This window comes from Oscillibacter sp. MSJ-31 (assembly GCF_018918025.1).
Classification (GTDB): Bacteria; Bacillota; Clostridia; order Oscillospirales; family Oscillospiraceae; genus Hominicoprocola.
Genome location: NZ_JAHLPT010000010.1, coordinates 68,942 through 75,019, shown reverse-complemented (window position 1 = coordinate 75,019; position 6,078 = coordinate 68,942). Strand labels below are relative to the sequence as shown.

Here is a 6,078-nt window from a genome sequence, read left to right as displayed (position 1 = left end):
ATGAACATGAAGACCGTCCGGCGCGGCGCGGCGGCGGATGAATACGTCACCGGCGAGGGGCTGGCGCTGACGGAAAGCAGCGACCGCTTTATGTACACGACCGAAACACGAACGAAGATAGAAAGCTGTTCATAAAAATACTGATAATATCGGGTAAATTCGTCAGTCTCATCGACTTCCTTTCCACAAAAACCGGAAGGAAAGAAAGGATCAGTATCACTAAAATCAATATAATTAGTATCAGTATTATTACCTTGTGCTTTTGACAGTTCTTGAATTGTGTTTTTGACAACTCCAGAATTGTCCTTTTGACAATTCAAGAATTGTCTTTCCACAGAACCGGAAATGAAGTTCTTTACATAGATCAGGTTCGGTTTCCCAAGTCCCTGTCGCTTGCGTTCTATCAGACCGCATTTCTTTTCCAGCTCATCCAGCAGCTTCACCGCTTTCTTTTCAGCACAGCCTAACGCACCTTTGATTTCTTCAATCGTGAAGATGATATAGACACGGCCTTCCTCGTCCAGCCAACCGTTCCGGGCTGAGAGGTTCATGCGGTCAAGCAGAATACCGTAAAGCAGCTTGGCATCGGTTGATACATTCCAGAAGCAATCCTCGGTGAATAGCACCTTCGGAACACGGTAGAATGCGAACATCTCCGCTTGCTGCCCATAGAAATAATCATACGTCACTCATCCTCACCACCTCTTTCTGCGGGAAATACTCTTTTTTCAGAGGGGTTCTGCGGAAAGTCGTATCCTTCAGTTTATACGGACATCTGACAAAATAGCAGAAGCGGTACTTCCATCGGGGTTGATAATACTCGCAGTCTTTGCAACATTTCGGCTTGTCACGGCGATTGCGTTCATACTCATACATATCAACGCACCCCCACTTCCTTCATAATCTTCCTGGTACACCAGCCGATGCAGGGATGATCCCGCCCATAAGGACAACCTTCACATTCCGACTTCGGCTTTGGGGATACGGAGATTAAGTAGTAACAATTTTCTTCGCCCAGACAGCAGCCCGTTTTATTGTTTTTCCAAAAATGACAGTAGCGGCAGTCGTTTGGCTTGTCTGGGGAATAGACGATTTTACTCAAAAATCAAACCTCCAATCTTTCAGATTTACCCATGAATTTTGGGCATAAAAAAAGAGCGTCTATCCATCCCCGATACAGGGGCAAATAGACGCTCTATGTACATGGTAGTATTCAATTTTATTTCTTATAACGGCTTAGCACTCGGAACATCCGCCTTTTGAATTAGCAAGGTTTTTAGCACGTTTTTTCGCCTAATTAGCTGGAAGCGCATTTTCATTAGCAAAAACGGCCCTTTTTCTGCTAATGATTAGCAGAAATTTTTGTCTTATCACAGCAGTTCGATTTTTTAGGGCTTGTCAAAAATCAGAATTTGAAGTAAAATTTGAAAACATTATTTCGTCTCAGCAATCACACTGGAATTTGTTAAAAAAAGCCGAAAACCCTTGAAAACAAAGGCTTTCGGCGTTGTTAGCTGGCGTCCCAAAGAGGACTTGAACCTCCGACCCCACGCTTAGGAGTACGGCGTATCACTTTTTAATACTTTTCCCTGCTCATTGCAAATTCCCCGGAATCCCTGCTGTTTCAATGGATTCCGGGGAATTGCTTGTTAGATGGTGTTAGCTGCTTGTGGGCAGGGTTAACGCTTGTTGGGGCGTTTGTAAGCAGAAATGTTGGCAAGATGCACTTTTGTAAGTAACGCGCGCTGCTCCCAATTTACATGATTTAACGGGTATACATGAGCTTGATGTCTTTCACATACGGATATTTATTTTTTAACTGAGCCATTGCGTCAGCTTGCGTTTCCGCTTTAACAGAGGAACTACCGGAGGTCCAAGAGCTTCCATTGCGGGAAAAACGGTAAGAAAAAACATAAGTTTTCATAGATGAGTTCTCCTTTGTTTACAATTTACATACATACTGAGGGCAGCTGGCAAAAGCACGCATATTCAAATTACGCTTTAAGCACCGATTCATTTGGTTTATATCATGGATATTCCACATCCCCTGCCGTGGAGCGTTGGGAGAAATGCAGCTGTTTGTCGGGTCGTACCAAAACTTGCAGAACGCGCACTTGTGAATACGAGTTATATTAACTATTTGCTTCAAGATTATCCTCCTACCCTATAGCAGAGAGTATCGCAGCACTAAAAGTCATCGTCCAAGGATATTTCCGTTGTGGTTGCTTTACTACCTTCCAAACTGCCTTTCATCTTATAAAGCTGCTCATCTCCTACTTTTACAGCTTTCTCCATTTCCCCTTTTGAAACCAGCAATTCCAAAAAGGACGATGGAAGCCATGCCGCAGCACGAAGGATAGGCTCGCTGCTTAATGCGACCGTTTTGAAGTCACCTTGCGTTACCATCCCTTCTTTTCTGGCCAACTCAGTTAATGCATGGGATAAATCGCGCTGAATACAGCAATATTCCGGTACGTCAGCTGTGGTTGGCGCGGTGGGGTCGAACAGGACAAGAGAGTTCTTTTTTGCCAGATATTCCATCATAGCTACAATTCCTTCTGTTGGAATACAGATTCTGGATTTTGTCTGAACTACAGCGGTGAAATCGCTTATTGTAAACATCTGCTTTTGCAGAATTTCGCTCTCCGCTTCCTGATAAAAGCGAAATGAAGCGGTATACTTTGAATCCAAACGAAGGGCATCGCCCTTGAAAACGGCGCGCTCCTGCACTTCGGAATCAAAAGGCGCACTGCGGTTTTCACTGATTCCAACAGTATCTAACCATTGAATGTACTTTTTCGTGTTGAGAGCCAGCTTGATTTTCGTATATATCCCATAGACGACTGCCGCAACGATAAGAACGCCGAAAATGATAATCGCCGCCCACAAAATGACACCCGCTGCGTTCAGCAGCACACCGCCATATTCTCGAAGAATGGCAAGTATCATACAAATCAAGAAGAATGCTCCGACAACCCCAAAAACTACTTTTGCAGCTTTTGTAATGACTCCAAACAGGATGCAAAGGATGGCGATTACTATGATAAGAGCAAGCACACAAACACCTCTAATCTCTCGTTATTTTCATGGATTTACTGAGCTTCGGGCGGTTCAAGCGGATATTCCAGATATCCCTCTCCACGCAATTCAGAGAGATCTGGGTTATCCTCCCAATCTATGAGGGCATCCACCTTTAGGGAGCCTTCCTTATGCTGGACGCTCCACGTTTCCTCAGGAGTGTAAAAATAGAAATCTGCCGTCAGATTCAGTACTTCCTCAGAAGCCAAGTCAATACGCAGCTTTCCCCCAATAAAACGGACAGTTTCCTGCTCACAGTAGGCTTGAATATAGGCATCAAAAAACTCTTCGGTGCGGCGTAAGAAGTCATAAAAATGAGTTGGATGAAGTTCAGCCATGTGAAAAAAAGTGTCAACTCCTACTTTCACAAGGTCAATGACGCCTTTCCCAAATGTAATTACATCATCTACTCCGGCTTCATACAGCATCTGATAGGGTTCGTTTCCATTTTCACGACTCTCTGGAATTAGAGCGTCATTACTCAGGGAAATATCATCCACAGGCAGAAGAGAATTGGAATATTTGCCTTGCTCCTGAAACCGCGTCAAGTGATCACGCGTCCGATCTGCCGCTTCGTTCATTGTGTTTTTGAAGATGGAGGCAACGGTTGCTTTTTGCTTTCTGCGCCATGTTTCAAAACTCATAGTCTACCCTCCACGTTTTTATGCAGAGAGCTGCATTTGCATTTCCTCGGTCATATCCAGTTCCTCCATATCTTTCAAGTGCTGAACTCTCTGCCTGTATTCTTCCGGTATTTCGTTCTCGGCCACATTTTTACGTGCAATAGTTTCATGCCAGATACCGGCTTGATCCCGGTGATATGTTTTGAGTACCTTTGTCACCTGTCCTTGACGCTGCGTCAGGGATATTCGACCACCTTCCACCTCGCAACTGAACATCTGCTTTACCTTTTCAAACATCCGCAAAAAGTTGGATTGAATATCGCGCCAGAAGATAGCCAACAGGCCGGTGGCAACAATAACGCCGGCAATCAGACTTGCAGCTAAGAAAACCATATCAAACTTCCTCCTGTATCTCTGTATTGGGGATATTCGGCGCGTGGTTAAGAACACGATCTGTAATTTGCCAGCTATCTTCCCGATTAGCATTTTTCACAGCAATAATCCGTTCTATTGCTTTTTCAAAATAGAACTGTTCTACAACTGCTGCGTGTTCACGGGCCGCACCGATAGCGGCTGTGAAAACGGCGTTGGAAATATCGCTGCCGCTGATTCCGTCATATCTTTCTGCAAGCATTTTGCAATCTACCCGGCAGGGCATCCTTGCGGGAATATAGCTGCGCCAAAGGCACTCTCGCACCTCTCGGTCGGGCAGATAGAATTCAATATGATATGCAATCCGGCGCAAAAAGGCTGCATCATAATTCTTAATGAAGTTAGTGGCAAATAAGATGACACCGTGATAGTCATTCAGCAGGGTTAATAGAACGGAACGAGTTTGATTAACACTGACATCAGTAGCAGAGGTCATGTTGGTCACGCGTTTGCTTAAAAGTGCATCGGCTTCATCAAAAAAGATAACTGCATTACGTTCCGATGCCTCTTGAAAAAGAGCGGTCAAATTTTTGGAAGTTTCGCCAACATATTTTGATTCAATTTCTGCATAGTTCACGCAAATCATGGGAAGATTCAGTTCGCTTGCAATGGCATTGGCAGCCATCGTTTTGCCAGTGCCAGGAGGACCATAGAGGTTTACAGCTAACCCGTCATGATTTTGATACCTGGCCGAAAGCCCCCATGTGTAGAACAGCAACTCTCGATTTCGAAAAAAAGCAATAACATCAGCGATTTGATCTTCTGTGATTTTCGGTAGAATCAAATCTTTCAGAACATATCGAGGTTGTTCTATGGCCCAGCGAAATTGCGTTTCCTTTTTTTTCGGATTCTTTTCCGGAATATTTATATTCGGCGGAGGAACAGCTTCCGATCTTCGTTGTCCAATAGGCACCTTCATCAATCCCTTCACAATGGCGAACCCGCCTTACTCGGTTTCTACGATATAAAATACTTTATTTCGATATCTTGTAACATATTTTATCACCTCTTTCCACAGATTACAATAAAAAGTAACAAAAAAGAGGTGGTAAGGCGTAATGGAGAAGCAGCAGTTGATTGAGATTGGGCAGCGCCTGCGGCAGCGGCGGCAAGAACTTGGGCTGACCCGCGAGAAAATGTCCGAGCTTGCCGACATCGGCACCGGCTACTATGGGCAACTGGAGGTCGGCACCTCCCAGATGTCCATCGACACCCTCATCAAGCTGTCGCAGTCCATGCACCTTCCAATGGACTATATCATCAACGGTTCCAGCCAAGAGATAGGGGATTCCTCCGGCGTACAGGCGCTGCTTTCCCGCTGCACAGACAGGGAATTAAAGCTGGCCGAGGAGGTTCTCAAGCTGTTTTTGATGAAAGTGCCATCTTCTGACTGAAATCATACCGCGAAAAATGAAAGAAAAGGTTAGCTGACAGCTAACCTTTTCGTGTTATAATGGGCGTAATATGATGGTCGGAGGTGGGCATTCCATGAAGACAACAGACGAATTGGCTCACGAAATCAGCCGCTCCGACAATATTCTGGACTACTTTGCCGAAAACTGCGGCGAAATGCAGTTGGACAGCCTGCCGGAATATCTGGAGAGCTGGCTGAAACAGAAGAACTGCTCCAAAGCCGATGTAGTACGCCGTTCCAACCTGAATAAAGCCTATGTGTATCAGATTTTTCTCGGCAGGAAATACCCCTCGCGGGACAAAGTGATCGCGCTGGCGTTCGGTCTGGAACTGGATGACAAAGAAGTACAGGTGCTTTTGAAGCAGGCCGGCTACCGGGAACTGTACCCCAGAGATCCGCGGGATGCGTTGCTGCTCTACGCCATCGGGCATCATCAGGGCATAATCGGTGCCAATGAGCTGCTATATGACCACAATATTGAAGTGCTGGAATAGGAAAGGGTGCTGACCGCACATAGGTCAGCACCCTCTT

8 protein-coding genes are annotated in these 6,078 nt (G+C 45.3%); 2 read left to right on the top strand and 6 right to left on the bottom strand.

Annotation, left to right across the window (positions count from 1 at the left end; genetic code table 11):
- The 6 genes from KQI17_RS08525 to KQI17_RS08500 form a co-directional block, all read right to left on the bottom strand.
- A partial coding sequence (locus KQI17_RS08525; RefSeq protein WP_216495754.1) for a replication initiator protein A occupies positions 1–689 on the bottom strand: 689 nt, incomplete at its 3' end.
- 1,076 nt (positions 690–1,765) lie between these two features.
- Entirely contained in the window at positions 1,766–1,924 is a 159-nt protein-coding gene (locus KQI17_RS08520; RefSeq protein ID WP_216495753.1) for a hypothetical protein, read from the bottom strand.
- Between the two features lie 263 nt (positions 1,925–2,187).
- The gene (locus KQI17_RS08515) at positions 2,188–3,057 is read right to left on the bottom strand and encodes a hypothetical protein (RefSeq protein WP_216495752.1); all 870 of its coding nucleotides are present in this window, start codon (positions 3,055–3,057) and stop codon (positions 2,188–2,190) included.
- A gap of 35 nt (positions 3,058–3,092) precedes the next feature.
- On the bottom strand, positions 3,093–3,722 hold the full coding sequence (locus KQI17_RS08510; protein ID WP_216495751.1) for a hypothetical protein: 630 nt from the start codon (positions 3,720–3,722) through the stop codon (positions 3,093–3,095).
- An 18-nt stretch (positions 3,723–3,740) separates the two neighbouring features.
- Positions 3,741–4,094: a hypothetical protein gene (locus KQI17_RS08505; protein ID WP_216495750.1), complete on the bottom strand. Its 354-nt coding sequence runs from the start codon at positions 4,092–4,094 to the stop codon at positions 3,741–3,743.
- Position 4,095: 1 nt separating this feature from the next.
- Positions 4,096–5,064 carry an ATP-binding protein gene (locus KQI17_RS08500; protein ID WP_216495749.1) on the bottom strand — a complete coding sequence of 323 codons (969 nt, stop codon included), beginning with the start codon at positions 5,062–5,064 and terminating at the stop codon, positions 4,096–4,098.
- A 127-nt stretch (positions 5,065–5,191) separates the two neighbouring features.
- On the opposite strand from KQI17_RS08500, the gene KQI17_RS08495 reads away from it, so the two are divergent.
- Together KQI17_RS08495 and KQI17_RS08490 are read left to right on the top strand one after the other, a co-directional pair.
- Positions 5,192–5,527 carry a helix-turn-helix domain-containing protein gene (locus KQI17_RS08495; RefSeq protein WP_216495748.1) on the top strand — a complete coding sequence of 112 codons (336 nt, stop codon included), beginning with the start codon at positions 5,192–5,194 and terminating at the stop codon, positions 5,525–5,527.
- A 94-nt stretch (positions 5,528–5,621) separates the two neighbouring features.
- Complete coding sequence (locus tag KQI17_RS08490; RefSeq protein WP_216495747.1) at positions 5,622–6,041, top strand: XRE family transcriptional regulator; 420 nt, start codon at positions 5,622–5,624, stop codon at positions 6,039–6,041.
- Positions 6,042–6,078 lie beyond the last annotated feature (37 nt).